General features: G+C 56.5%; 24 protein-coding genes and 1 riboswitch. Of the genes, 15 read left to right on the plus strand and 9 right to left on the minus strand.

The features are described 5' to 3' along the window. Positions 1-78 precede the first annotated feature (78 nt). Positions 79-1524, plus strand: a complete 1446-nt coding sequence (gene hflX / locus DSM25558_RS00590; protein WP_200800712.1) for a GTPase HflX — start codon at positions 79-81, stop codon at positions 1522-1524. 103 nt (positions 1525-1627) lie between these two features. Then, positions 1628-2899 carry a GGDEF domain-containing protein gene (locus DSM25558_RS00595; RefSeq protein WP_083716254.1) on the plus strand — a complete coding sequence of 424 codons (1272 nt, stop codon included), beginning with the start codon at positions 1628-1630 and terminating at the stop codon, positions 2897-2899. Between the two features lie 16 nt (positions 2900-2915). Here the strand turns inward: DSM25558_RS00595 and mazG are convergent, their stop codons facing one another. Together mazG and DSM25558_RS00605 are read right to left on the minus strand one after the other, a co-directional pair. Next, positions 2916-3752 (minus strand): nucleoside triphosphate pyrophosphohydrolase, encoded by an 837-nt coding sequence (gene mazG / locus DSM25558_RS00600; protein WP_077100784.1) that lies wholly within the window; start codon positions 3750-3752, stop codon positions 2916-2918. Between the two features lie 26 nt (positions 3753-3778). After that, positions 3779-4366 (minus strand): tRNA-specific adenosine deaminase, encoded by a 588-nt coding sequence (locus tag DSM25558_RS00605; RefSeq protein ID WP_077100786.1) that lies wholly within the window; start codon positions 4364-4366, stop codon positions 3779-3781. Positions 4367-4599: 233 nt separating this feature from the next. On the opposite strand from DSM25558_RS00605, the gene cysG reads away from it, so the two are divergent. The 5 genes from cysG (at position 4600) to DSM25558_RS00630 (ending at position 9521) form a co-directional block, all read left to right on the plus strand. Further along, positions 4600-6060 carry a siroheme synthase CysG gene (gene cysG, locus DSM25558_RS00610; RefSeq protein WP_143239983.1) on the plus strand — a complete coding sequence of 487 codons (1461 nt, stop codon included), beginning with the start codon at positions 4600-4602 and terminating at the stop codon, positions 6058-6060. After that, positions 6053-6367 carry a DUF2849 domain-containing protein gene (locus tag DSM25558_RS00615; protein ID WP_077100790.1) on the plus strand — a complete coding sequence of 105 codons (315 nt, stop codon included), beginning with the start codon at positions 6053-6055 and terminating at the stop codon, positions 6365-6367. Before cysG ends, DSM25558_RS00615 begins: the two co-directional genes overlap by 8 nt. A gap of 8 nt (positions 6368-6375) precedes the next feature. Then, complete coding sequence (locus DSM25558_RS00620) at positions 6376-8046, plus strand: nitrite/sulfite reductase (protein ID WP_077100792.1); 1671 nt, start codon at positions 6376-6378, stop codon at positions 8044-8046. Positions 8047-8057: 11 nt separating this feature from the next. Next, on the plus strand, positions 8058-8564 hold the full coding sequence (locus DSM25558_RS00625) for a DUF934 domain-containing protein (RefSeq protein WP_077100794.1): 507 nt from the start codon (positions 8058-8060) through the stop codon (positions 8562-8564). 144 nt (positions 8565-8708) lie between these two features. After that, positions 8709-9521 (plus strand): ferredoxin--NADP reductase, encoded by an 813-nt coding sequence (locus DSM25558_RS00630; protein ID WP_077100796.1) that lies wholly within the window; start codon positions 8709-8711, stop codon positions 9519-9521. Positions 9522-9571: 50 nt separating this feature from the next. On the opposite strand, the gene DSM25558_RS00635 is transcribed toward DSM25558_RS00630, so the two are convergent. Further along, entirely contained in the window at positions 9572-10840 is a 1269-nt protein-coding gene (locus DSM25558_RS00635; protein ID WP_077100798.1) for an MFS transporter, read from the minus strand. Positions 10841-10979: 139 nt separating this feature from the next. Here DSM25558_RS00635 and DSM25558_RS00640 point away from each other — a divergent pair, with 139 nt between their 5' ends. After that, complete coding sequence (locus DSM25558_RS00640) at positions 10980-11483, plus strand: hypothetical protein (protein ID WP_077100799.1); 504 nt, start codon at positions 10980-10982, stop codon at positions 11481-11483. Positions 11484-11542: 59 nt separating this feature from the next. Here the strand turns inward: DSM25558_RS00640 and gcvP are convergent, their stop codons facing one another. From gcvP to DSM25558_RS00660, 4 genes are all read right to left on the minus strand, one after another. Next, positions 11543-14407, minus strand: a complete 2865-nt coding sequence (gene gcvP / locus DSM25558_RS00645; RefSeq protein ID WP_077100801.1) for an aminomethyl-transferring glycine dehydrogenase — start codon at positions 14405-14407, stop codon at positions 11543-11545. After that, positions 14407-14769 (minus strand): glycine cleavage system protein GcvH, encoded by a 363-nt coding sequence (gene gcvH, locus DSM25558_RS00650; protein WP_077100803.1) that lies wholly within the window; start codon positions 14767-14769, stop codon positions 14407-14409. Before gcvH ends, gcvP begins: the two co-directional genes overlap by 1 nt. Before the next feature lie 15 nt (positions 14770-14784). Further along, a complete protein-coding gene (gene gcvT, locus DSM25558_RS00655; protein ID WP_077100805.1) occupies positions 14785-15924 on the minus strand; it encodes a glycine cleavage system aminomethyltransferase GcvT in 1140 nt (379 codons plus the stop codon). Between the two features lie 156 nt (positions 15925-16080). Next, a riboswitch (glycine riboswitch) is annotated at positions 16081-16168 on the minus strand. 127 nt (positions 16169-16295) lie between these two features. Beyond that, positions 16296-16481, minus strand: a complete 186-nt coding sequence (locus tag DSM25558_RS00660) for a DUF3008 family protein (RefSeq protein WP_077100807.1) — start codon at positions 16479-16481, stop codon at positions 16296-16298. A gap of 129 nt (positions 16482-16610) precedes the next feature. On the opposite strand from DSM25558_RS00660, the gene DSM25558_RS00665 reads away from it, so the two are divergent. Together DSM25558_RS00665 and DSM25558_RS00670 are read left to right on the plus strand one after the other, a co-directional pair. Beyond that, positions 16611-17021: a DUF2946 domain-containing protein gene (locus tag DSM25558_RS00665; RefSeq protein ID WP_143239968.1), complete on the plus strand. Its 411-nt coding sequence runs from the start codon at positions 16611-16613 to the stop codon at positions 17019-17021. Between the two features lie 72 nt (positions 17022-17093). After that, complete coding sequence (locus tag DSM25558_RS00670; protein ID WP_077100811.1) at positions 17094-18095, plus strand: copper chaperone PCu(A)C domain-containing protein; 1002 nt, start codon at positions 17094-17096, stop codon at positions 18093-18095. A gap of 55 nt (positions 18096-18150) precedes the next feature. Here DSM25558_RS00670 and DSM25558_RS00675 read toward each other — a convergent pair whose 3' ends face one another. Then, a complete protein-coding gene (locus DSM25558_RS00675) occupies positions 18151-18579 on the minus strand; it encodes a plastocyanin/azurin family copper-binding protein (RefSeq protein ID WP_077100813.1) in 429 nt (142 codons plus the stop codon). Positions 18580-18668: 89 nt separating this feature from the next. Further along, positions 18669-18953, minus strand: a complete 285-nt coding sequence (locus DSM25558_RS00680) for a hypothetical protein (protein ID WP_077100815.1) — start codon at positions 18951-18953, stop codon at positions 18669-18671. 192 nt (positions 18954-19145) lie between these two features. Here DSM25558_RS00680 and crcB point away from each other — a divergent pair, with 192 nt between their 5' ends. The 5 genes from crcB to DSM25558_RS00705 all read left to right on the plus strand — a co-directional run bounded on the left by crcB (position 19146) and on the right by DSM25558_RS00705 (position 22603). Then, complete coding sequence (gene crcB / locus DSM25558_RS00685) at positions 19146-19523, plus strand: fluoride efflux transporter CrcB (protein WP_077100817.1); 378 nt, start codon at positions 19146-19148, stop codon at positions 19521-19523. A 62-nt stretch (positions 19524-19585) separates the two neighbouring features. Next, entirely contained in the window at positions 19586-20578 is a 993-nt protein-coding gene (locus tag DSM25558_RS00690; protein WP_077100819.1) for an RluA family pseudouridine synthase, read from the plus strand. Further along, entirely contained in the window at positions 20575-21231 is a 657-nt protein-coding gene (locus DSM25558_RS00695; RefSeq protein ID WP_077100821.1) for an HAD-IA family hydrolase, read from the plus strand. The genes DSM25558_RS00690 and DSM25558_RS00695 overlap by 4 nt, the downstream gene beginning before the upstream one ends. Before the next feature lie 12 nt (positions 21232-21243). After that, positions 21244-22041 carry an ATP12 family chaperone protein gene (locus DSM25558_RS00700; protein WP_077100822.1) on the plus strand — a complete coding sequence of 266 codons (798 nt, stop codon included), beginning with the start codon at positions 21244-21246 and terminating at the stop codon, positions 22039-22041. Between the two features lie 118 nt (positions 22042-22159). Continuing rightward, positions 22160-22603, plus strand: a complete 444-nt coding sequence (locus tag DSM25558_RS00705) for a hypothetical protein (RefSeq protein ID WP_077101435.1) — start codon at positions 22160-22162, stop codon at positions 22601-22603. Position 22604 lies beyond the last annotated feature (1 nt).

Here is a 22604-nt window from a genome sequence, read left to right on the forward strand (position 1 = left end):
GGCTGTCTTTTAGCCATCATTCACACTATGTTGTGGCAGACAACGGAACCGTAGGACGGGTCCGTTGTTTTGCAGTCTATGCGCCATGAGATTTTCTGGCGGTTTCAACTGACACTCGAAAGGTGCGGGCACATTTCTACACGCGACACATCGAACGAATCCATTATCCCGGAACAGGAAAAGCACCGGGATGACATGCGCGCAGTGGTCATCATCCCCGTCCTGAAGCAGGGTCGCCCCCCGAAAGATGCCTCGGCTACGACGCCACTCCGTTCGATGGAGGCCAAGCTTGAGGAAGCCAAGGGTCTGGCGCTGGCCATCGATCTGCATATTTCCGGAGGACTGATCGTTCCAGTCAATCAGCCGCGCCCGGCCACGCTTTTTGGCAGCGGCAAGATCGAGGAAATTAAACACCTGCTGGAAGAAACCAATTCCGGTCTGGTCATTATTGATCATCCGTTGACGCCGGTTCAGCAGCGCAATCTCGAAAAAGAGTGGAACGCGAAGGTCATCGACCGCACCGGTCTTATCCTTGAAATTTTCGGTCGCCGCGCTTCGACCAAGGAAGGCACGCTTCAGGTCGATCTCGCCCACCTGAATTACCAGAAGGGCCGCTTGGTCCGAAGCTGGACCCACCTTGAACGCCAGCGCGGTGGTGCAGGCTTTATGGGTGGTCCAGGTGAAACACAGATCGAGGCCGACCGCCGCCTGCTGCAAGACCGCATCGTGAAGCTAGAAAAAGAGCTGGAGCAGGTGGTGAGAACCCGCCAGCTTCACCGCGCCAAACGTCGCAAGGTACCGCATCCGATTGTTGCGCTTGTTGGTTATACAAATGCCGGGAAATCAACGCTGTTCAACCGCATTACCGGCGCTGGCGTGCTGGCCGAAGACATGCTTTTCGCCACTCTCGATCCGACGCTCCGTCGCATGAAGCTGCCGCATGGCCGCACCGTCATCCTCTCCGATACGGTCGGTTTCATCTCGGACCTCCCAACCCATCTGGTTGCCGCCTTCCGCGCGACGCTTGAAGAAGTGCTGGAAGCCGACCTCATCCTTCACGTCAGAGATATGTCCGATCCTGATAACAGTGCGCAGTCCGCAGATGTCATGCGTATTCTCAATGATCTCGGCATTGATGAGAAGGTTGCGGACGAGCGGCTGATCGAAGTCTGGAACAAGGTCGACAGGCTTGATCTCGAAGCACACGACGCTATCCTTCATAAGGCTGAGGGTCGCGCGAATGTGCGTGCTGTGTCTGCCATTACCGGCGAGGGCGTCGACGTCCTCATGGATGAGATATCACGGCGTCTTTCAGGCGTCCTGATGGAGACGACCGTCGTCTTGAATGTCGAGCAACTGCCGTTTCTGTCTTGGGTTTACAACAATGCGATCGTGGATGGGCGCGAAGACAATGAAGACGGCTCCGTCACGTTGGATGTGCGGCTGTCTGAAGCGCAGGCGCTGGAACTTGAGCGTCGTTTGGGCAAAGTGCAGAAGTCGGAAGTTGAGGACTGGGAAGAATAACCCAGCCTCGGTTGCGTGCGCTTTTTAAAAAACATTCCACCAATCGCAAAAATGTTTTTCTGATTAAGATAAATTGTGTCGCGCATATCGGTTATGCGTTTTTATGCAACCGACAGCCCCCTTTTTGTTAGGGTTTAGTAATCAGAGCCGTGTGATATTGTCCTTCAATTCATACGAGCTTGCTAAAATGTTTCAACCTTTGGATCTGCCCACAGTCCTGCTGCTCCACAAGCTATCTTTTTTCGTGGCAGCACTGTGCTTTCTCTATGTGCGCTCTCAATCGCGCGAAAGCGTCGGACTGGGATTTTTAGCAGTTGGATTTTTCCTCGTTGCAACGGCGTCAACGCTTGTCAGTATCGGCAAGGTTTTCACTGATTATGAACATACCCTGGCACTCGCAGGCACCTTCGCCGGTCTGGTGGGGTACTCGTTATTTTGGATTGGAATGTGCCGGATAAGCACACAGAAAAGCCGACGCCGCGAATGGTTGATATTGTGTTTTCCGGTAATCGTCTGTGTTACGCTATTCGTCACTGGTCTTTACGAGTTTACGACAGCTCGAACTACCGCCATGCAATCCACGGCCGCCTTGTTGCTTCTCGCTGCCGCCTGCACCGTTTTTTTCGATCGTGTTATAGAACCGCTTCCGGTTCGACGAGCTCTCGCGGCAACAATTGGTTTTGCGGCGCTGCTGAGCGCGCTCGTCGTCCTTGGTGTTCTTTTCCCTGATGTGGCGCTGGTCTCTTCGCGAAACGCATTTTTTGTATCAATCGTCTGTCACTTCGCAATCGCAGTCTTTGTTCTCGCCTTGGTCAAAGAGCGCGCGGAGGAGGGGTTGAAACGGCTTGCGGATCTCGATGTGCTGACGGGCGTTCTCAACAGACGGTCGTTCTCCACCCGTCTGCCGCAGCAGATGCGTCAGGGCGATGCGATTGTCATGATAGACATCGACCACTTCAAACGCATCAATGATGGTTTCGGCCATTTTGCGGGCGATGAAGTGCTGGCGCGGGTGGCGCAAGAGCTATCCGCACGCGTTCGACCCAATGACAGCTTCGCGCGCTTTGGCGGTGAGGAGTTCATCCTGTTCATGCCAGCAACAGGTGAGGGGGAAGCTTCCACGCTCGCCGAAAGTGTTCGCCAGCTCGTGAGCTCCATAAAGCACTCCATCGACGATCAAAAAGTCGCTGCGACGTTGAGCATGGGGCTCGCCGTGTGCACGGATAAAACATGCACTCCGCATGCCCTCATGAAAATGGCCGATACGGCGCTCTATGCTTCGAAAGCGACGGGGCGTGATCGACTGACGGTTTACAATGCGGAAGACTTCGAAAGAAATCCGGCATTATCGAACCCTGCGCGTCACGCTGGCTGACGCGCTGACCAACTTGTCACTTAGTGATCTGCCGTTCGATAGCCTTCGCCTCCTGCCATAGTTGCTCCATACGGTCCAACGTTGCCGCCTCCAGCGTCTCGCCATTGTCTGCGAGCGTTGTTTCTATGTGGCGGAAACGACGGCGGAATTTCGTGTTGGTGCCTCTCAGCGCATTTTCCGGGTCGACCTTCACATGGCGGCCGATGTTGACAAGGGCAAAGATCAGATCGCCCAGTTCGTCGGAAACCTTTTCTGGTTTTCCGTCCTCAAGTGCTTCGCGAAGCTCTCTGATTTCTTCTTCAATCTTATCCAGAATGGGTTCTGGCGCCGACCAGTCGAAGCCGACGCGCGCGGCCTGTTCCTGAAGTTTCAATGCCTCGGTCAGCGCCGGTTGTGCGCGCTGGATGGAGCCCAGAAAACCCGCCTTCGAATCCTCGCCGGTGCCTTGCTGAGCGCGGCGTTGTGCCCGGTCGCGCTTTTCCTGCGCCTTTATGACGTCCCACTGTATTTTCACCGATTCAGGCGTATCGGCATCCGATTTGGCAAAGACATGGGGGTGACGGCGGATCATTTTGGAGGTTACGGCATGAACGACGTCACCAAATGAAAATTCGCCCATCTCCTGCGCAATACGGGAATGGAACACCACCTGTAGCAGCATATCTCCAAGCTCGTCGCAGAGATCGTCCATGTCGTTGCGCTCGATGGCATCGGCGACCTCATAGGCTTCTTCGACCGTATAGGGTTTGATGGTCTCGAATGTCTGCACGATATCCCATGGGCAGCCCGTCTCCGGCTGACGCAACGCCTCCATGATCTCGATGAGGCGGGAAATGTCTTTCGAGGCTTCCATGTGGAATGTTTCTTTCTGGCGCGTTTTCAGTTCAGCGGAATATTGTTTTCAGCCTTGGACGACTGGTAGTTTACCGACAGGGCATCATAGGCTGCCTTGATGCGCGCCGTCTGCTCTTTCAGCTCTGTTTTTAACGGCTGGTCTTCGTTTTCCACCAGATCGGAAATAAAATAAGAGTTCCAGAATGCGTTGCTGCGGCGATAACCACCCGGCTCCAGACCGAACACCTCTTTCAAAATCTTTAGATCATGGGGAATGGCGAAAGCATCGCGGGAATCTTCATGGCTGAAAAAGGAATAGAAATTATCGAAACCCGCCCAGGTGATGGCCGACATGCACATGGTGCAGGGTTCATGAGTCGATAGAAAGATCAGGTCTTTCGTATCAGGCTTTTCACCTAATTCATGGAAGCGTTTCAGCGTATGAACCTCGCCGTGCCAAAGCGGATTTTCCAGCTCGTTGTTGGTTTCGGCAATGACCAGCGAGAGGTCAGACTTGCGCAAAATGGCTGCGCCGAACACCTTGTTGCCGAGTGAGACGCCACGCGTGGTGAGCGGCAGTATATCGTTCTCGATGACGTGGAGCAGTCGAGATGCTATTGTCAGTTCAGTCAAGGTATTTTCCTGTCGTTAAGGGGCTGGCAGCCAAGTCGCATTCACGGCGAGAATCACGATAAAAGTATAGAGAATTGGTAGAAAATAGGTGGAATTACAACAGTGTGACGATTTCGCGTCGTCAGTCTCTTTTCCTCCAAATCTACGCTTGCCGAGAAATAAAAATCTACTGCAATATAGCAAGCGAATTTCTGTACCTTCAATATGGGAAACGGATCGGACATAGTATGAGCATGCTTCAAGACACCGCAGATAGAGCCGATCATCGGCTGACGACATTTCCTGCCTTTTTCAAGGTTGAAGGACGGTCTGTGGCGGTTTTTGGAAATGGCGATGAAGCCTTTGCGAAAGTTCGGCTTCTTCTCAATACCAGCGCTCAAATTTGTGCGTTCGCCGATGCACCGCAGGATGATTACGCCGCCTTGCTTGCGCAGGGAAAAGTAATCCATCATCCGGTCGGCTTCTCACCGGAACGCGTCGACGGCATGGTTCTCGTCTTTGCTGCAACAGGCGAAGAGGCGCTCGACCGGCAAATCGTGGATGCCGCCCGCGCGCGGTCTATTCCGGCAAACGCGGTCGATCAGCCTGGTTATTGTGATTTCTACACGCCGGGGCTCGTCGCTCGCGCGCCTCTGGCGGTCGCGATCTGCACGGAAGGGGCAGGACCTGTTTTGGGTCAGATGGTTCGCGCGCGGATCGATCAGATGCTTGCGCCATCGCTCGGTCGGTTGGCGCGGCTTGCGTTCGAGTATCGTGACGCGGCTGAGAAGGCTGTGCCCAAAGGCGCGCTTCGCCGTAATTTCTGGCGTCGGTTCTTTACCGGTAGCGTGGCAGATTCCGTTGCGCTGAATGACATCGATGCTGCCCACACTGCGGCTGCAAAACTTCTTCAATCGCTGGAGAGCCGCGAAGGCTATGTCTGGCTGGTGGGTGCCGGCCCTGGTGCCGAGGACTTGCTGACCTTGCGTGCGCAACGCGTTCTCATGCAGGCTGACGTCATCGTTTACGACGCGCTGGTGCCACAGGAGATCGTTGACATGGGCCGCCGTGACGCGGAGCGACTGTCCGTTGGCAAACGCAAAGGCTGTCATTCCAAGTCGCAGGAGGACATCAACAAGCTGCTGGTGTCGCTTGGACAAGAGGGCAAAAGAGTTGTCCGCCTGAAATCCGGTGATCCGCTGGTCTATGGCCGTGCAGCAGAGGAAATGTCCGCATTGCGGGAGGCGGGTATCGGTTATGAAATCGTACCCGGCATTACGTCTGCCTTTGCGGCGGCTGCGGATTTCGAATTGCCGCTAACGCTGCGAGGCGTGGCTTCGTCGCTCATCTTTACCACCGGCCATGATCTAGCCGGCGATATACTGCCGGATTGGGCAAGGCTTGCCGTGTCTGGCGCCACCATTGCCGTTTACATGGGCCGCTCAGTGGCAGCATCCGTCGCCACGCGCCTTATGAATGCTGGTCTCGATGAGAACACGACGGTTGCCGTCATTGAAAACGCCAGCCGATCCTATCGCCGCCTCATGCATGGCACATTGAAGGATTTACCTGATCTGGAGCATCGCAATGAGCTGACCGGTCCGGTCATGGTCATTATTGGTGATGCGGTTGCCGGTGCGAATTTCGAAAGATCCGAAGCCTTGTCCCTCGCGGATACGCATCAGGGTCTGAAACAGGAGTATGCAAATGGTTGACAAGGTTCTAACAGCCAACCGCCTTGGTGATGGCATCGCCGTTTGGCTGGACGCCAATGGTGAGTGGACCGAAGATCTCCAGTCGGCCCTCGTTGCCCGTCATGCAGAGGCTGAGGCCTCGCTGGAAGAAATCGGTAAGCGCGATTTTTCTGCCAATAAGGTGGTTGACGTGAACATCGTGGATGTGACCGAGGAGGCTGGTCGTCTATGGCCGACGCGCCTTCGTGAACGCATCCGTGCCGCAGGGCCGACCATTCAGTACGCCGCAGGTTTCAAGCCAGCCGACGCCGACTTTATCGCAGTCTGAGGAATACCATGTACCGCTATGACGAGTTCGACCATGCTTTCGTTCAAGGCCGCGTGGAGCAATTCCGCGATCAGGTAGCACGGCGCCTTTCCGGTGAGTTGGCGGAAGATGCCTTCAAGCCGTTGCGTTTGATGAATGGCGTTTATCTACAGCTCCACGCATACATGCTGCGCGTCGCAATCCCCTATGGCACCTTAAACGCCAAGCAAATGCGGATGCTGGCGCATATCGCACGCAAATATGACCGCGGTTATGGACATTTCACCACGCGTCAGAACATTCAATACAACTGGCCGCGTCTTGCCGACACGCCGGATATTCTGGCCGAGCTTGCAAGCGTCGAAATGCATGCCTTGCAGACATCCGGCAACTGCATTCGAAATGTCACTGCCGACCACTTCGCCGGCGCAGCTGAAGATGAGGTGGCCGACCCGCGGCCCTATGCGGAAATTCTGCGGCAATGGTCGTCCGTTCACCCGGAATTTTCGTTCCTGCCGCGCAAGTTCAAGATCGCAGTTACGGGTGCCGCCAAGGACCGCGCCGCCATTCAGGTCCACGACATCGGTCTGCATCTGAAAAAGAACGAAAAAGGTGAAATCGGCTTTGCCGTTTACGTCGGAGGCGGGCAGGGCAGAACACCGATGATCGCCAAGAAGATCAACGATTTTCTTCCGGAAGAAGATTTGCTGTCCTACACGACTGCTATCATGCGCGTGTATAACCTGCACGGTCGCCGCGATAACAAGTACAAGGCACGCATCAAGATACTCGTCCATGAGACGGGTGCCGAGGAACTGGCGCGTCAGGTGGACGCGGAATTCGCTCAGCTTAAAAACGGCGAACTGAAATTGCCGGATGCCGATATCGCCGCCATCACATCGTACTTCGCATCACCTGATCTCAAGGCGCGTCCTGAAGGTTGGGAGAGCATCGCCCGCTGGAAGAAGGCCGATCCGGATTTCGCCCGCTGGGTGGACCAGAACGTGCAGCCGCACCAAAACCCGGACTACGGCATGGTCACGGTATCGCTGAAGCCCATCGGTGGCATTCCGGGTGACGCATCCGACGAGCAAATGGATATCGTTGCCGATATCGCAGAAGAATACGCGCTGGACGAAATCCGTATCAGCCACGAGCAGAATATCATTTTGCCGCATGTGGCCCTGGCTGATCTGGAGCCGGTCTATCGTGCATTGCTCGGTGCTGGTCTTGCCACGGCAAATGCTGGCCTGATCACGGATATCATTGCCTGTCCCGGGCTAGATTACTGTGCGCTGGCCAATGCGCGCTCTATTCCTCTCTCGCAAGAAATTTCTACCCGCTTCGGATCGCCGGAACGTCAGGCGGAAATCGGTGAGCTGAAGATCAAGATTTCCGGCTGCATCAATGCCTGCGGCCACCATCATGTCGGCCACATCGGTCTGCTGGGTGTGGAAAAGAAGGGTGCCGAACTCTACCAGATCACGCTTGGTGGTTCGGGCGATGAGAACTCGTCCATTGGCGAGATTATCGGTCGTGGTTTCGAGCCGGAGAAGGTAACCGACGCGGTGGAAACCATCGTCGATACCTATCTCGGTTTGCGCCTGTCGAAGGAAGAGACGTTCCTTGAAGCCTATCGTCGTGTCGGTGCTCAGCCTTTCAAGGAAGCGCTCTATCCGGCAGCAGCCGCAGCCGCATAAGGAAACCGATCATGACAAAAATCTGGAACGAGAGCGGTTTCGTGGAAAACGATCCTTGGGTCATCGAGACCGAAGAGGTGAAGGCACAGGACGGACAGCAAGCCATCCTCGGCCTCGACGCCTTCATTGCGCGTGCCGAAGAGAGTAACGATGTCGGTCTTGGTGTTCTCGTTACGCCAGCGGATGACGTTGAGAAGTTGCGACCCTATATCGACCGTATCGCGCTCGTCGCGGTCAGCTTTCCGGCATTCAGCGATGGGCGTGGTTTCAGCCATGTGTCGCTGTTGCGCTCACGTCTCAACTACCAGGGAGAGGTGAGGGCGGTGGGTGATGTGCTGATCGACCAGGTGCCGTTGATGCTGCGCACAGGGTTCACCAGCTTTGCGGTGACGAATGAAACCGCAATCCGGCGTCTGTCTGAAAACCGTTTGCCGGGCATCGATGTCTATTACCAGCCGACCGCGAAACCTGCTGCGGATGGACCGGGCTATAGCTGGCGGCGCCGTGCAGCCAATTGAGGCCCTGTCGAGAAATATGAGTTTTTGATACATATTTCTACGCGCATAGCACCAATGACATTCCGATACCTTCAAAAGTCGGGGCAAATGGTATATTGCCCCACCTGAAAATGTCGCACATCATGTGAAATGGACGGATAGAGAATGAACGCTCCAGCCAAGACGGAAGAATTTGCGGTGAAAATCCCTGACGGCGTCTATGCCGAAACAGTGCTGTCTGTCGAACACTATACGGACCATCTGTTTCGCTTTCGTATGACGCGTCCTGCAGGCTTCCGTTTCCGTTCCGGCGAGTTCGCGATGATCGGCTTGATGGTTGGCGGCAAGCCGGTCTACCGTGCCTATTCCATCGCCAGCCCGGCATGGGATGAGGAGCTCGAGTTCTTCTCCATCAAGGTACCCGATGGCCCGCTCACGTCGCATCTTCAGGCCATCAAGCCCGGTGACACGGTGTTGATGCGCAAGAAGCCGACAGGCACGCTGGTGCTGGATGCGCTCACCCCCGGCAAGCGCCTCTACATGTTTTCGACTGGAACCGGCGTTGCGCCTTTCGCGAGCCTAATCCGCGATCCGGAAACATACGAAAAGTTCGAGGAAGTCATTCTCACCCACACCTGCCGCGATATCGCAGAACTGAAATACGGCTTCGATCTGGTCGAGGAAATCAAGAACCACGAGTTCCTGAGTGAAGTCGTTGGTGAGAAGCTGAAGCATTATGCCACCGTGACCCGTGAAGATTATGCCTTCACCGGACGCATCACCGACCTGATCGAAAACGGCAAGATGTTTTCAGATCTCGGTGTACCGGCACTTGATCCAGAAGTGGATCGCGGCATGATCTGCGGATCGACTGCGATGCTGAAAGACACGAAGGTTCTGCTTGAAAAGGCGGGATTGACCGAAGGCGCGAACAACAAGCCTGCGGAGTTTGTTATCGAACGCGCCTTTGTCGGCTGATACCTACCCATGAATGTAAAAAGGAGGCCAACTGGCCTCCTTTTTTATTGTCAGGTTCCGTCTGTTTCCTGTCTTGGCGCGATGTCGTGACGGAAAAGGATGAACAGGACGATGGCAATGGCTGCGATACCGCCGCCGACGATATGTGAAAGCGCATAACCGCCCTGCGTTGTCAGCCAACCCGCCACGCCGTTGCTGAGAGACGCACCGATACCTTGAACGGTCATCACGCTAGCAAGGCCCACGTTGAAACGGCCGGTTCCCTTGAGTATCCGTTCCACCGCGACTGGCGTGGCGATGCCGAGCAGACCAGCGCCGATACCATCCAGCAACTGCACGGGATAGATCACCCAGAACTGATCGAACGACGCGGCGAGGAGGCCACGGATTGGCAGGGCCAAAAGCGCGATTATAAAGACCGCTGAAAGCCCAAACCGGCGAATGAGCCAGGGCGCAGCAGCGGCTACGAAGATCATCGCAAATTGCGCCACGCCGGTGATGATAGCCGTGGTGCGAAAAGGCGTGTTCAGTTCTATCGCAAAGTTCTGAGCAATCAGGCGGCCCATAGGTGCATTGCCGAAGTGGAAAATCAGCAGGATGATGGACAGGAAAATCAAGCCCTTTTCCTTGAAGAGAACCTTCACGCCGGACGGGCCAGGCTCGCCTTTATCTTCGTCAAGCCCACGCGCCACCTTGTGGTCGATGCGCTTGGGATCGATCGCGGCGATTGCCGCCAGCGCTCCAAGCGCGGTGACGACCATCAGGCCGATAACACCGGAAACGCCGAAAGCTGTTACCGCAACATAGGTGGCGAAAAGCGAGACGAAATTGCCGCCATGGTTCCAGAATTCGTTGCGCGAAATCTGGTGCGAGAACAGTCGTTCGCCAACGAGCCCGAGTGTCAGGCCAGCAAGTGCGGGTCCAACAACGGCACCGACGACTGCCGTCATGATCTGGCCGGTCCAGACAACAGCTTCGTTGGTGAACATCAACGTAATGAGTGCGCCAATCGTGACCAGTACGACAGGCACCGCAATCAGCGTTCGTTTCCAGGTCGAGCCATCCACCAGTGCTCCGCAAAGCGGCGTAGCGGCCAGCCCTACGAGACCGCCGACCGTGGCGATGACGCCCAGTTGCATGGCCGACCAGCCATTGGTGGCGAGGAATGCATCCAGAAACGGGCCTAGTCCGTCACGTGCATCCGCAAGAAAGAAATTGAGAATGGCGAGTGCAAAAAGCGAGGGGTCGGATATGCCGCTCCCCGGGGTTTTCCCGAGAGAGTGACCGCTGGCATCGATAGGCGCTGTAAGCGTTGTCATGGAAAGCTCTCCGGGACGGTGGGTGAAGCTGGCGAGAAACGCGCCGACTCGGTTTAGGTTGCTTTAGCTCATAACAATCTGCGTAGAGGAACAATTGGCGAGGCGGGGCGTTCGGTTTCCAAACACAAGGAAAACGCGAATGACATGCAAACTGATTTCTATCGTAGCACTCGCGACGGCACTGGTGGCACCGCCGGCCATGGCCGATGAAAGCCAATTCCTTTCCTCGCTGAAAGGCAGCTGGAAGGGTTCTGGTACCGTTACGACCAAGATCGGCTCCAAGCCCATCAACGTCAACTGCACCTTCGACTCAACCACGTCAGGTGCCTCATTGCGTATGAACGGAACATGCCGCGGACTGCTCGTTATCCGCCGCGCCATATCCGCCGATTTGAATGCTTCCGGTACGCGCTACCGTGGCAATTATGTAGGACCATCCGGAATACCTTCGGCACTCGCAGGCAGCCGCAGCGGTAACTCCATCAACCTCGCTATTACATGGAAGCGCGTCATCAATGGCGACAAGGCAGCAGCCATGACCATTACAAAGGTGGGCAACAATGGCTTGCGTCTGCGCACGACCGACAAGGATGGCGCAGGCGGCCCGACGGTGGTGACTGCCGACATTCAGTTGACGCGGTAATCAAACGCTCGTTTATTTAAAATGAAAAGGCCCGGATCGCTCCGGGCCTTTTTAACTTCTTACTCCGCAGCTTCCGCATATTCGCTCATCGGCGGGCAAGTGCAGATGAGGTTGCGGTCGCCATAGACGTTGTCGACGCGGTTGACCGGGGACCAATATTTGTCCACGCGGAACGCGCCGGGTGGGTAGCAGGCCTGTTCGCGGGAGTAGGGACGATCCCAGTTTCCAACGAGGTCTTCCACCGTGTGGGGCGCGTTCTTCAGCGGGTTGTTGGTCTTGTCGGATCGACCTTCCTCGATATCGCGGGCTTCCTGACGGATGGCCAGCATCGCGTCGCAGAAGCGGTCGAGTTCGGCCTTCGGCTCGGACTCCGTCGGCTCGATCATCAGCGTACCGGCAACTGGCCAGCTCATGGTCGGGGCGTGGAAGCCGCAGTCGATCAAACGCTTGGCCACATCGTCCACCGTCACGCCGCAGCTCTCATTGAGCGGGCGGGTGTCGATGATGCACTCATGCGCCACGCGTCCGGCTTCGGACTTGTAGAGCACGTCGTAAGCGCCCTTCAGCCTTGCCGCGATATAGTTGGCGTTGAGGATCGCGACCTTGGTTGCCTGCGTCAGGCCTTCGCCACCCATCATGAGGCAGTAGCTCCAGGAGATCGGCAGGATCGATGGCGAGCCGAAAGGGGCTGCCGAAACCGCGCCTGTGCGTCCGTCGCTGGCCGGGTGACCGGGCAGGTAAGGGGCAAGATGCGCCTTGACGCCAATCGGGCCCATGCCGGGACCGCCGCCGCCATGCGGAATGCAGAAGGTCTTGTGCAGGTTGAGGTGCGAAACGTCTGAACCGATATCGCCGGGGCGGGAAAGACCGACCATGGCGTTCATGTTGGCACCGTCAAGATAGACCTGACCACCATGTTCGTGGGTGATGTCACAAATCTCGCGAACGGTCTCCTCAAATACGCCGTGGGTCGACGGGTAGGTGATCATGCAGCACGAGAGGTTTTCGGCATATTGTGTTGCTTTTGCACGGAAATCTTCGATATCGATATCGCCGTTTTCTCTCACCTTCACCGGCACCACGCGCATGCCGACCATCTGCGCGGAGGCAGGGTTGGTGCCGTGTGCAGAGGTTGGAATGAGGCAGACATCGCGGTGTGCGTCGCCGCGTGCGAGGTGATAATTGCGGATGGTCAGCAGGCCCGCATATTCGCCCTGCGCACCGGAATTCGGCTGCATGGAGAAGGCGTCGTAGCCGGTGACCTGACACAGCTTCGTAGAGAGATCGTCGATCATCTCCTTGTAGCCCAGCGCCTGATCGGCTGGCACGAAGGGGTGAATGTCGGAGAATTCCGGCCATGTGATCGGCAGCATTTCGGCTGTCGCATTCAGCTTCATGGTGCAGGAACCGAGCGGGATCATCGAACGGTCGAGCGCCAGATCGCGGTCCGACAAGCGGCGGATGTAGCGGGTCATCTCGCTTTCAGCGCGGTTCATGTGGAATATCGGGTGCGTCATGTATTGCGTTGTGCGCAATAGGTTTTTGGGCAATCGATAGTCCGGTTCGAAGTCCGAAATCGAGAAGTTGCCACCGAAGGCACGCCAGACGGATTCCAGCGTTGCCGGGCGCGTGCGTTCGTCAAGGCTCATGCCGATCTTGGTGGAGCCGACCTTGCGCAGGTTGACGCCTTCGGCAACGGCGGCGCGCAGGATCAGCGCCTGCATGTGGCCGACATCGACGGTGATGGTGTCGAAGAAGGTTTCGGGCTCGATGACGAAGCCAAGCTTCTCCAGACCCTTTGCCATCAGCACGGCCTTCTGGTGGGTCTGCTGGGCGATGGCCTTGATGCCCTGCGGGCCGTGGAACACACCGTACATGGAGGCCATGACGGCCAGCAGCACCTGTGCGGTGCAGATGTTGGACGTCGCCTTTTCACGGCGAATGTGCTGCTCACGGGTCTGGAGCGACAGGCGGTAGGCTCGGTTGCCGCGTGCGTCGACCGATACGCCCACGAGACGGCCTGGCATGGAACGCTTGATTGCATCCTTGACGGCCATGAAGGCTGCGTGTGGGCCGCCGTAACCGACTGGAACACCGAAACGCTGTGACGAGCCAATGGCGATGTCCGCGCTCATTTCGCCGGGTGATTTCAGAAGCGTCAGCGCCAGCAGGTCAGTCGCGACAGCCGCAATCGCACCAGTCTGGTGCAGACGAGAAATCAGGCCGGTGAAATCATTCACATGGCCGTGCGTGCCGGGATACTGGAACAGCGCACCGAAGACGTCGACGGGATCGAGATCGGTGAAGGGATTGCCGACGATGACATTCCAGCCGAGCGGTGCTGCACGGGTTTCGATCAGCGCGATGGTCTGCGGATGGCAGTTGGCATCCACGAAGAAGGCGGTCGCCTTGGACTTTGCCACGCGCTGGCACATAGCCATGGCTTCGGCAGCAGCCGTTGCTTCATCCAACAGCGAGGCATTGGCGACATCAAGACCGGTCAGATCGGAAATCATGGTCTGGAAGTTTAGCAGCGCTTCCAGACGACCCTGCGATATCTCAGGCTGATAGGGCGTGTAGGCCGTGTACCAGGCCGGGTTTTCCAGAATGTTGCGCTGAATGACCGGCGGCGTGATGGTGCCGTAATAGCCCTGACCGATCAGCGAGGTCAGAACCTTGTTCTTGTTGGCGGTTTCGCGAAGACGGTCCAGCGCTTCGCGCTCCGTCAGTGCTGCGCCCCAGGCGAGCGGCGCCTTCTGGCGAATGGAGGAGGGCACAGTCGCGTCGATGAGAGCGTCGAGGCTGTTGTAACCGATCACCTTCAGCATATCCGTCATTTCAGACGGCGACGGCCCGATATGACGCCGATTGGCAAAGTCATAGGGCTGATAGTCGGTGAAATGGAACTCTGTGGGAGTCGTCATTACGCAATAAGCTCCTTATAGGCCGCTTCATCCAGCAGCGCATCGGCGTCGGACGCGTTGGAAAGCTTGAGCTTGAAGAACCAGCCGGCACCCTGCGGATCGGAGTTGACCAGCGATGGGTCGTCCACGATGGCCTGGTTGATTTCGATGATCTCGCCATCCAGCGGACAATAGACGTCGGAAGCAGCCTTTACGCTCTCAACCGTTGCAGCATCGCCATCCTTGGAGAAGGTCGCGCCGACTTCCGGTAGTTCCACGAACACCAGATCACCCAGCTGCTCGGCAGCGTGCGTTGTGATGCCGACGGTGGCGACATCGCCTTCAATCTTCAGCCACTCGTGTTCTTGAGTAAATTTCAGCATTGGTCTCTCCGGAAATTAGCGTTTGTAAGTGGGAGTGATAAAGGGCAGGGCGGCAACGGCGACAGGCAGATACTTGCCGCGGACTTCCGCGAAAATGGCGGTGCCCGGCGTTGAGAATTCTTTCGGCACGTAACCCATGGCGACCGGGCCTTCGACAGTCGGACCAAACCCACCGGACGTGACTTCGCCGATCTCGGTTTTACCTTCGGCATCGGCAAAAAGCTTGGCGTGGCCGCGCACAGGTGCCTTGCCTTCCGGCTTCAGGCCAACGCGACGGCGGGCGGTTCCGTTGGAAAGCTCACCCAGAATGCGCTGCGCACCCGGGAAGCCACCTTCGCGATCGCCACCGGTGCGGCGCGCTTTCTGAATGGCCCACTCAAGCGAGGCTTCGATGGGAGAGGTCGTGGTGTCGATGTCGTTGCCATAGAGGCAAAGGCCAGCCTCGAGACGGAGGCTGTCGCGTGCGCCGAGGCCGATGGCTTCGCAATCGGGATGTTCCAGCAACGCCTTTGCAACAAACTCGGCCTTGTCTGATGGAACGGAAATTTCAAAACCGTCTTCGCCGGAATATCCTGATCGCGAGACGATGCAGGGCACGTCAAGCAGCGGGATTTCCCGCACATCCATGAATTTCATGGCCGAAACGCCAGCCCAGAGTTCCGCCAAAACGGCCTCGGCGCGTGGTCCCTGAAGAGCGATGAGAGCGCGGTCTTCGAGCAGCGTCACAACGCAGCTATCGGATAGATGCGCCTGCATATGAGCGAGATCGGCGTCCTTGCAGGCGGCGTTGACGACGACGAAGAGGTGATCACCGCGATTAGTGATCATCAGGTCATCCAGAATGCTACCATTCTCATCGGTGAAGAAGCCGTAGCGCTGACGGCCTTCCTTCAGGCCGAGGATATCGACAGGGACGAGCTTTTCGAGAGCGAGCGCCGCGTCTTCGACCTTACCGGACTTCGCCTTCACGAGGACCTGACCCATATGGGAAACGTCGAACAAGCCAGCAGACGTGCGGGCGTGCAAATGCTCCTTCATCACTCCCGAAGGGTATTGCACCGGCATGTCGTAGCCTGCGAACGGTACCATGCGGGCACCAAGGGACACGTGCAGAGAATGAAGTGGGGTGACTTGTAACTCGGCTGTATCGGCCAAGGACGCCTCCAGGGTTACGCGATGTCGCGCGGGCTCGTGTCATGACACTGTTTAAAAGTGTCGGGTTCAAGAGCCCCCTCTGTCCTTGTCGCCTGAGATTGTTATCCCTTCGGCGAGCCGTCCTTAATACAGGGTGGCTTCTCTCCAGAGTTCCGTCCTCGTCCGCTGGTCCTTTTGCCTGAGAGTTTCCGGGGCGGTTGCTCCTTCGGCCCCGCCGTGAGGCGGTGTCTCCCAGCGGGATGCACGTTCATTATCTGCTAAGCCAGTTTCTTGGCAAGGACCAAATGACGCAGTCAAACAGTTTTTTGTTCAGCCTGCGCCATTGTTGGATTTGGATGAACTTCTCCGAAGCGGCGGACGTGTGAAGTCCTTCATCCGTCTTTCTTTTCGGGCAGCTTCTTGTGTTTGGTCGACGCCATATCCTCAAGTTCTTTTTCCGTCATAGACTTAGCCATGGTTTTTGAAGCGCCTTGTAAACGTGACTTCGGCATGTCGCCACGTTTTGCGGCCAGCGCTGCACCGGCGGCTTTCTGTTGTGCTTTGGATTTTGCGGGCATGGATTTGTCTCCTCACTGTCTTTGACTGAGGAAAGAACGTGGCTTTGATTGCAGCGGTTCCGCTCGCCTGCAATTCCACTTTGATTTACGGCAAAAACCGGGATATCGCTTCGTGTCATGAGAGTTTCCATGAGCAAGCAAAGCATATCAGCCACAAGCCTCGTGCGCATCTTCTGTGCCACGCTGATGCTGTCGCTTGGTTTCGCTCATAAGCCGATGGCAGCGGTCGCGGCACCTTCCATGGCTCTCGAAGAGGCCTATCGCCTTCCGGATGGAAGTTTTGCCGAGATTTGCGAGGGACATGCGGGTGTCGAAGCAACGACACACGGGAAGGGCAAGACTGACCACTCCGGCATGCCATCGCTGTTTTGCGAAGCCTGCCTTCTCGCGTCATCGATTCTCCTGCCCACCCCGGATATGAACTCGTGGATGAGGGCGTATTTTGCCTGGCTGGATAATCGGCCAGCCCTCTACGTCTCAATCGCCCATCACGTCGACGATCAGCCCGCCAAAGCGCGTGCGCCACCCATCACTCTTTGATCCCTGAACCGTATAATGACCAAAAAACGCGACTGGCGATGCTTGAAGAGCACCAGTCGAAAGGATCAAAAAATGAATATTCGTAACGTCACACTCTGCGCCACTCTGCTGGCATCCGTTTCCACCTCACCGGCCTTTGCCCATACCAGCTTCGTCAACCCGACCGCCGAGCAGGAAAGCACCATCGTCGCTGCCCTTCAGGTGCCGCATGGCTGCGATGGCGGCCTTGCTACGACCGAAGTACGCATACAATTGCCGGAAGGTTTCATTTCCGCAAAGCCACAGCCGAAAGCCGGTTGGGACATCGAGATCATCAAGGATGATTACAAGAAGACCTATATGAACCACGGCACGGAAGTAAAAAGCGGGCCGATTGAGATTCGCTGGACGGGCGGCGATCTGCCGGATGCCTATTACGATACGTTCAACGTGCAGGGCAAAATTTCAGGCGTGGATGCCGGTACCGACTTGCCATTCAAGGTCAACCAGGTTTGTGGAGACAAGGGCACGGCCAAGTGGGATGAGATTGCCGCTAAGGGGCAGGACGCGCATTCGCTGAAGAACCCGGCACCAACGATCAAGATCGTTGCGAAACAAGCAACGGGCGAGGGTCAGGAACATGATCACGCCGCCCACAATCACGGTGCGGGTGAGCATGCCGCAGATGTCGTGAAATCGGGAGACCTCGAGCTTTCGGGCGCTGTTGCCAAGGCCATGCTGCCTGGACAACCCGTCGGGGGTGGTTTCGTTACGATCAAGAATGACGGCTCGTCAGATGATAGGTTGATATCGGTAGAGACGCCGATTGCCGGTCGTTCTGAAATTCACGAGATGGCCATGGTCAATGACGTGATGAAAATGCGCAAGCTGAATGAAGGCATCGTCATTCCCGCTGGCAAGACTGTGGAGCTTACGCCGGGTGGTCTGCACTTCATGTTCTTCAATGTGAAGAAGCCCTTTGCCGAAGGCGACAAGGTTCCTGCTACGCTGACCTTTGAGAAGGCTGGCAAAGTGGATGTCGTGATCGAGGTCGGATCGGCCAAGGGTGGGGATCAGACACATAATCATAACTAAAAAAAGAGACTGCCGGATCATGTCCTGATCCGGCAGTCATTGACCGAAATCAGTTTTATTTCGTGACCGTGAGTTTGGCCTGCATTCCAGCCGCGTAATGGCCTTTGATGTTGCAGAACAGAAGATAGCTACCTGGGGTGAGCTTGGCTTTCAGTGTTCCGTTCTTTCCGGGTTTCAAATCCGAAACCTCGCCGAGGCTTTTTAGCTTCTTCTCATCGACGCGGTTCTTAGCCGCATCAACCAGAATCGTCTCGTCAGCAGTCTTCAGTTTCACGAGAACCATTTCATGCTCTTCCGACATGGCATCGTTGTGCACGATGAATGTCGCGCTGCCAGCCTTCACGGTTGGTTTGTCGATGACCAGCGTCATCGGCTGTCCAGCCTCGCCGTTTTCGGTGACTTTGATTGTCGTTGCCGCAAAGGCGGGCGCCGCTATAACCAAGGCAGCTGTCACGGCGAGTATAGGTGTCGAAGCGATTTTCATAAGGTGGCTCCCGATTAACATCGATTGGAAGCCTTTACCCACTCGCTGACACCAGACTGAACGCTAAGGATCAGACGCACCTGAGAGCTCTACTCAGACGCGGTCTTGTTTTCCTCATAGGCTTCTATGACCTCTTCGAGAGTAGCCTGCGGATTTTGATGCTTTCCGGCAGTCAGAAAATGAAGCGACAGCGCTGGCTGTCCCACCACAGCCGCCATTGCATTTATCTGAGTTTCTTCACTGCGTCCGGTCTTGCGCGCAAGCTCGCGCACCGCTTGCTCGACCTCTGTTTTTCTGGAGGGGCGCTGTACGGACTTGATGCTATCTGAGACATAACCGGCGGTGGTCGCCGAAACTGTCAAAACTTGCACCATACCATCACCCTCCTATGCCTGAATTGAACCAAGCTATCACCGGCGAATGTATTCCCAATTAAATCCAGTGGTTGTATTTGAATGAAGTTTTAACAGCTTCGAAAATACATTTTTTACCAATGCCCAGGCGTTCTGGAATTCCGCTTTGCGTCTCTTTGTCGTAGAGAAAAGCATATCAACCGGAGGACGCTCATGCTGAATATCGCGCTTGTTGCCATAGGCGGTGCAATCGGCTCGATTGCGCGGTATCTTGTCGGTGTTTGGAGCGTCCGGTTTGCTGGTCCCAATTTTCCCTTGGGTACGTTGACCGTCAACGTTGTCGGCGCCTTTCTGATTGGCCTTACGGTAGAGGTCATTGCGCGTCGGTTCGATGCCTCTTCGGAAATGCGGGTCTTCCTCGTGACCGGGGTCATTGGCGGTTTCACCACATGGTCTTCCTTCACGCTTGACGCGGTGGTGCTGTTCGAGCGCGGAGAAATCGGACTTTCGGCGCTTTATCTCGGCGCAAGTCTTCTCGTTTCTTTCGCCGCGATCTTCGCCGGGCTGGCCTTGGGCCGCGCTTTGTTCTAAAGGCAACGGAAAATACCGCACGCTGATGATGCGGAGTTGAGAAAAGAAAGACTGGAATTGCCATGGCAGGTATCGAGCACATCAAGGTCGAGGCCGAAGAAGGCGGGATGCGTCTCGATCGCTGGTTCAAGATTCACTATCCGGGCCTCGGCTTCGGACCGCTGCAAAAGCTTATGCGGTCCGGGCAGGTTCGTGTCGATGGCGGCCGGGTAAAAACCGATGCGCGCGTCGAAGCTGGGCAGATGGTTCGGGTGCCGCCGCTCGATGTCGATTCAAAGGTCAAGGGCGGGCCGATCAGCTCGACCGACCTCAAGAACTCCGACGATGTCGATCTGTTGAAGCGCATGCTGCTGCATGAAGACGACAAGGTTTTCGTTTTCAACAAGCCCGCCGGCATTGCCGTGCAGGGCGGCTCCGGCATCAACCGCCATATCGATGGTCTGCTGGAAGCATGGACGAGCTCCAAGGGTGAAAAGCCGCGCCTTGTTCACCGTATCGACCGCGACACATCTGGCGTTCTCGTCGTTGCCCGCACCAGAGGCGCCGCGCAAAAGCTGACGGCTGCCTTTCGCGAACGCGACACCAAGAAGACCTATTGGTCTCTGGTAAAAGGCGTTCCGCGCAAGCACCAGGACAAGCTGTCGACATGGCTCGTCAAGGAACAGACACCGGATGGCGACCGCATGCGCATTGCCAAACATGGTGAGGAGGGTGCCGACCACGCCGTGTCCTATTACCGCGTCATCGATACCGCTGCGCAGAACTTGGCATGGCTGGAAATGGAGCCCTATACCGGTCGTACGCACCAGCTGCGCGTCCACGCTCTGCATATGGGCCACCCGATTATCGGCGACCCGAAATATTACGTCGAGGATAGCAACTGGGATTTCCCGGGCGGCGTCCAGAAACGCCTGCATCTGCATGCGCGCAAGATTGACATTCCGCATCCGTCCGGCGGGCGCCTGCGCGTAACGGCGCCTTTGCCACCACACATGGTGCAGACATGGAATCTGCTCGGCCTCGATGTGGCAGACGGCGATAGAGACGACGAATGAAGCTCGTACTATTCGACTGCGACGGCACGCTGGTGGACAGCGTCGGCCTCATTCATGAGGTGATGGCGCGCACCTTCGTCCATTTTGGTTATGACCGACCGGACGTATCGCTGACCAAGTCGATCATCGGCCTGACGCTCGACATCGCTATTGCCCGCATGCAGGGCAAGCCGCATGTGGACGATGAAGCTGTGGCGATGACGTTGCACTACAAGTCCATATATGCGCAAACTCGCGCAGAGGCCGGTTTTCAGGAACCCGTTTTCGATGGTATCACCGCCATGATCGAGACACTGGCAAAACGCGAAAATCTGTTGATGGGTGCAGTAACCGGAAAATCCCGTCGCGGCCTTGATCTCATCATGGATACACACGGGTTCCGCCAGCATTTCATCGTATCACGTACGGCCGATGATTGCCCCTCCAAGCCGCATCCGGCCATGGTGACGGAATGTTGCAGCCAGACCGGCATTGTCCCGGCCGATACTATTGTCATCGGCGATGCGATTTACGATATGCAAATGGCAAAGGCTGCTGGTGCCAAAGCTATCGGCGTTGCCTGGGGCTACGCTTCCGTCGACGATCTTTGGAAAGCCGGTGCCGATGCCATCGTTGAGCATCCGAGTGAAATTCCCGGTCACATTCCGGGCTGATAAGGACATATCATGCGTGACCTGTTGAATGATCTGACCGAAGGTCTCAGCCACCCAGATCCCATTCGTCGTTCGCAAATCCAGATGCAGAAACCTTTGCCGAAGCGTTTCTACAAGGATGTGACCGTGGGTGAGACGGAGGAGGGCTCCTTCAACATCCTTCTCGACGGTAAACCCCTACGCACACCCGCAAAGAGCCCACTGACGGTACCGACACGAGCGCTGGCACAGTTGTTGCGCGACGAGTGGGATGCGCAGACCGAGGTAATCGATCCCACACTCATGCCGGTGTCGCGCCATATCAACACGGCAATCGATGGCATTGCCGCCGATACGCAGGCAGTGTTCGAGGACATCCTTCGTTTTTCGTCCACCGATCTTCTGTGTTACCGGGCAGGGGAGCCTGAAGCATTCGTGGCGCGTCAATCCGAACATTGGGATCCGATCATAGACTGGGCGACATATTCGCTGGGCGCAAGGTTCATTCTTGTTGAAGGTGTCATGCATCAGGAGCAGCCGCGTGAAGCCATTGCCGCCTTTGCCGTGACACTGAGGAAATACGATACGGCGATTGAACTTGCGGCTCTGCACACAATGACGACGCTGACTGGCTCGGCTATTCTGGCGCTTGCACTGGCAGAAGGCGAACGTTCTCTGGAGGAGGTCTGGGCTCTGGCACACCTAGACGAGGACTGGACCGCCGAGCAGTGGGGTGAAGACGAGGACGCGCAGATAAGACGCGCCAAAAGGCTGGTGGAAATGCGCGCAGCCACGGACGTGTTGGCGGCTGCCAGAGCGGATAAAGCCTGACGCTTAACGATTTTCTAACCGTAAATGGGGACTATGGGCGCACATCCTAACGTAAGGGGAGGCGTCTATCTTGCACCGATCGCTGAAGCGCCTTGGCATCGTCCTGCTGGCGTCCCTCATGCTCATGTCATTCAGGCTGGAGCCTGAAATGAGCGAGGGCGAGCGGTTGATGTATGACGTGCGCGGCGCATTCGTAGCAGCAAAGCCGGACGTTCCCGCCGAATTGATGCAGTCGGTCCAATATCATATTTCGAATGCGATCGCGTCCACGAAGCGTGACAAAAACCGCCCACGCGTCGTCCTGACGATCCGTCTCCTCTCCGTCACCACGGGAACATTCATGTTCGGTGAGCGTGCCTCGGCCCGCGTTGTCGTGCGGGCCGCGGCGGTGCAAACGGGCGAGGTGGTGGCAGAAACGAAATTCATGGCCACCATTGTCGGTATCGACAAAGCTGCCATCGATGAAGAACTCGCTTATGGTATTTCAGAGCGTGTCATTGCTGAGTTCCGTCTGAACCGTCCTGCCACCTTGGCAACCGCTTTGTCTTCCGGTCGTTTTTAGG

The organism is Agrobacterium sp. DSM 25558, from assembly GCF_900100825.1.
Taxonomy (GTDB): Bacteria; Pseudomonadota; Alphaproteobacteria; order Rhizobiales; family Rhizobiaceae; genus Agrobacterium.

Bases quoted from the DNA above. Each gene is read 5' to 3' on its own strand.
- hflX (WP_200800712.1), top strand. From the start codon at position 79: ATGCGCCATGAGATTTTCTGGCGGTTTCAACTGACACTCGAAAGGTGC.
- DSM25558_RS00595 (WP_083716254.1), top strand. From the start codon at position 1,628: ATGCAACCGACAGCCCCCTTTTTGTTAGGGTTTAGTAATCAGAGCCGT.
- mazG (WP_077100784.1), bottom strand. From the start codon at position 3,752: ATGGAAGCCTCGAAAGACATTTCCCGCCTCATCGAGATCATGGAGGCG.
- cysG (WP_143239983.1), top strand. From the start codon at position 4,600: ATGCTTCAAGACACCGCAGATAGAGCCGATCATCGGCTGACGACATTT.
- DSM25558_RS00615 (WP_077100790.1), top strand. From the start codon at position 6,053: ATGGTTGACAAGGTTCTAACAGCCAACCGCCTTGGTGATGGCATCGCC.
- DSM25558_RS00620 (WP_077100792.1), top strand. From the start codon at position 6,376: ATGTACCGCTATGACGAGTTCGACCATGCTTTCGTTCAAGGCCGCGTG.
- DSM25558_RS00625 (WP_077100794.1), top strand. From the start codon at position 8,058: ATGACAAAAATCTGGAACGAGAGCGGTTTCGTGGAAAACGATCCTTGG.
- DSM25558_RS00630 (WP_077100796.1), top strand. From the start codon at position 8,709: ATGAACGCTCCAGCCAAGACGGAAGAATTTGCGGTGAAAATCCCTGAC.
- DSM25558_RS00635 (WP_077100798.1), bottom strand. From the start codon at position 10,840: ATGACAACGCTTACAGCGCCTATCGATGCCAGCGGTCACTCTCTCGGG.
- DSM25558_RS00640 (WP_077100799.1), top strand. From the start codon at position 10,980: ATGACATGCAAACTGATTTCTATCGTAGCACTCGCGACGGCACTGGTG.
- gcvP (WP_077100801.1), bottom strand. From the start codon at position 14,407: ATGACGACTCCCACAGAGTTCCATTTCACCGACTATCAGCCCTATGAC.
- gcvH (WP_077100803.1), bottom strand. From the start codon at position 14,769: ATGCTGAAATTTACTCAAGAACACGAGTGGCTGAAGATTGAAGGCGAT.
- DSM25558_RS00660 (WP_077100807.1), bottom strand. From the start codon at position 16,481: ATGCCCGCAAAATCCAAAGCACAACAGAAAGCCGCCGGTGCAGCGCTG.
- DSM25558_RS00665 (WP_143239968.1), top strand. From the start codon at position 16,611: ATGAGCAAGCAAAGCATATCAGCCACAAGCCTCGTGCGCATCTTCTGT.
- DSM25558_RS00670 (WP_077100811.1), top strand. From the start codon at position 17,094: ATGAATATTCGTAACGTCACACTCTGCGCCACTCTGCTGGCATCCGTT.
- DSM25558_RS00675 (WP_077100813.1), bottom strand. From the start codon at position 18,579: ATGAAAATCGCTTCGACACCTATACTCGCCGTGACAGCTGCCTTGGTT.
- DSM25558_RS00680 (WP_077100815.1), bottom strand. From the start codon at position 18,953: ATGGTGCAAGTTTTGACAGTTTCGGCGACCACCGCCGGTTATGTCTCA.
- crcB (WP_077100817.1), top strand. From the start codon at position 19,146: ATGCTGAATATCGCGCTTGTTGCCATAGGCGGTGCAATCGGCTCGATT.
- DSM25558_RS00690 (WP_077100819.1), top strand. From the start codon at position 19,586: ATGGCAGGTATCGAGCACATCAAGGTCGAGGCCGAAGAAGGCGGGATG.
- DSM25558_RS00695 (WP_077100821.1), top strand. From the start codon at position 20,575: ATGAAGCTCGTACTATTCGACTGCGACGGCACGCTGGTGGACAGCGTC.
- DSM25558_RS00700 (WP_077100822.1), top strand. From the start codon at position 21,244: ATGCGTGACCTGTTGAATGATCTGACCGAAGGTCTCAGCCACCCAGAT.
- DSM25558_RS00705 (WP_077101435.1), top strand. From the start codon at position 22,160: ATGCTCATGTCATTCAGGCTGGAGCCTGAAATGAGCGAGGGCGAGCGG.